The organism is Streptosporangium sp. NPDC006013 (genome assembly GCF_040614275.1).
Lineage (GTDB): Bacteria > Actinomycetota > Actinomycetes > Streptosporangiales > Streptosporangiaceae > Streptosporangium.
Genome location: NZ_JBEXUE010000106.1, coordinates 23,132 through 25,202, shown reverse-complemented (window position 1 = coordinate 25,202; position 2,071 = coordinate 23,132). Strand labels below are relative to the sequence as shown.

2 protein-coding genes are annotated in these 2,071 nt (G+C 64.2%); both read left to right on the top strand.

Annotation, left to right across the window (positions count from 1 at the left end; translation table 11 throughout):
* Positions 1–204 precede the first annotated feature (204 nt).
* On the top strand, positions 205–1,347 hold the full coding sequence (locus tag ABZ260_RS18470; protein ID WP_355618732.1) for a site-specific integrase: 1,143 nt from the start codon (positions 205–207) through the stop codon (positions 1,345–1,347).
* A 411-nt stretch (positions 1,348–1,758) separates the two neighbouring features.
* The coding region (locus tag ABZ260_RS18465; RefSeq protein WP_355618729.1) for a hypothetical protein at positions 1,759–2,071 on the top strand (313 nt) is incomplete at its 3' end.

Sequence of the window (2,071 nt, the reverse complement as noted above, 5' to 3'; positions counted from 1 at the left end):
ACTACGATCGACCCCATGGAGGCCTCGGCGGCCAGACCCCCTACGAACGCCTTAAGCAGAAGACTCAGACCCAGGCGTAAACGATCAATGTCAGTTGCACACCGCTCGGGCTCCACTATCGGCTCGCTCTGATCGCCTCGGCGATCTCATCCCAGCGTCCGCCATCCGCGAGTACATCGCGCTCCTGGAGCGAGAGGCCGCCTGATGACCGAACGACGTAGCCGTGGGGACGGCGGGCTGCACTGGGACGAAGCTCGGCAACGCTGGATCGCTTCGGTGACGGTCGGCTACACCCCGGCGGGCAAGCGGATCGTGAAGAAGGCCAGCGGCAGAACCAAGACCGCAGCCATGAAGAAACTCAAGGAGATCATCCGCGACTACGAAGACGGGCTCCTCGTTTCCTCGACCGGCTACACCGTGGCCGACGCCGTAAGGAACTGGCTGGAGTTCGGGCTCAGCGGCCGAGGGGCCGCGACGGTGGACAAGTGCTCGATCCTCGCGAACAAGCACATCATCCCTGGCCTGGGCGCACGGAAGCTCGTCGACCTCACCGCGGACGACGTTGACCGCTGGCTGGCCGACAAGGCGAAGGAGCTGAGCACGCGGACCCTCCGCGAACTGCGCTCGATCCTCGTCCGGGCCATCTCTCGCGCCCAGGCTCGAGACAAGGTGAAGCGAAACGTCGCGCTGCTCTGCGAGATCCCCAGGGGAACGGAGGGACGTCCCTCCAAGTCGCTCACCCTCGACCAGGCGGAAGCCGTGCTCAAGGCATCCGAAGGCACAGCGCTGCACGCCTACATCGTGCTCTCGCTACTGCTCGGAGCTCGTACGGAAGAACTGCGGGCGCTCACCTGGTCACACGTCGACCTCGACGGCACCCCGCCCTCCATCATGGTCTGGCGGTCGGTGCGGGAGGGCGGCGACACCAAGACCCGCAAGTCCCGGCGAACACTGGCCATGCCGAGGCGCTGCGCTGACGCGCTCAAGCTCCACCGCGAGCGTCAGGAGGTGGCCAAGCGGGCGGCCGGTGACGACTGGCAGGACAACGGCCTCTTGTTCGCATCCAAAGTCGGCACGGAGCTCGACGCGCACAACGTCCGGCGCTCATTCCGGGCGGTGCTCAAGAAGGCCGGTCTGAACGAGAAGGAGTGGACACCCCGGGAGATGCGGCACAGCTTCGTCTCGCTGCTGTCGGACTCCGGCGTCCCACTGGAGAACATCTCCCGCCTGGTCGGCCACCGCAACACCTCGGTCACCGAGACCGTCTACCGCAAGCAGCTCCGCCCGATGCTCCTGGAAGGAGCTGAAGCAATGGACCGCCTCTTTGAGAACCGCCCGGAACAGTAATGGTCGGCCTAAGCGGGGACAAAACATCGCTACTGCTCAGAATCTGAACGTAATCCCCTCAAGGGCTGGTAGCCACAGATCTTCTGAGGCCGGACGATTATGAAGGAAATGCTCCTTCAATGCGGATTGATTAGTGTTTAGTGTGATCTACCACATGTAAGGCGTCATGACTCGAAAAGCGAACGTAACGGCTCGCTTTCTCGGCTGTCGGTGATCGGACGGCTCCGCCCGGCCACCCCGAGATGTGATGCCGACCGGAAAGGACGATATACGGTGCCTGATACGGGTCAGCGGGACACGGGTGATCCCAAGGCACTCGGCCACGACACGACCGAACCACACGCGAGTGCTTCCCCCGACCTCGGTCAGGCTGTCCCGACCGCCCGCCAACGCCTTGGGTGGATCGCCGCGGTGACGGCCTGCGTGGCGCTCGGCACGCTCGTCGTGTCCATTGCACTCTTCGCGATCTTCTGGCCTTCCACAGGACTGTTCGGCTATGACGATGTCGTCAACTTGGATGACACCATCGAGGCGGTGGCGGTCGGGCAGATCAACGGCCGACCGATCGCCGTCACCGACGACTATGACGGCACCATGCAGGTGTGGGACCTGACCACGTACAAACCCATCGGCGAGCCGATGACCGGCCACACCGAAGCCGTCCAGGCAATGGCGATCAGCGAGGTCGACGGCCGACCGATCGCCGTCACCGGCGGCTACGACA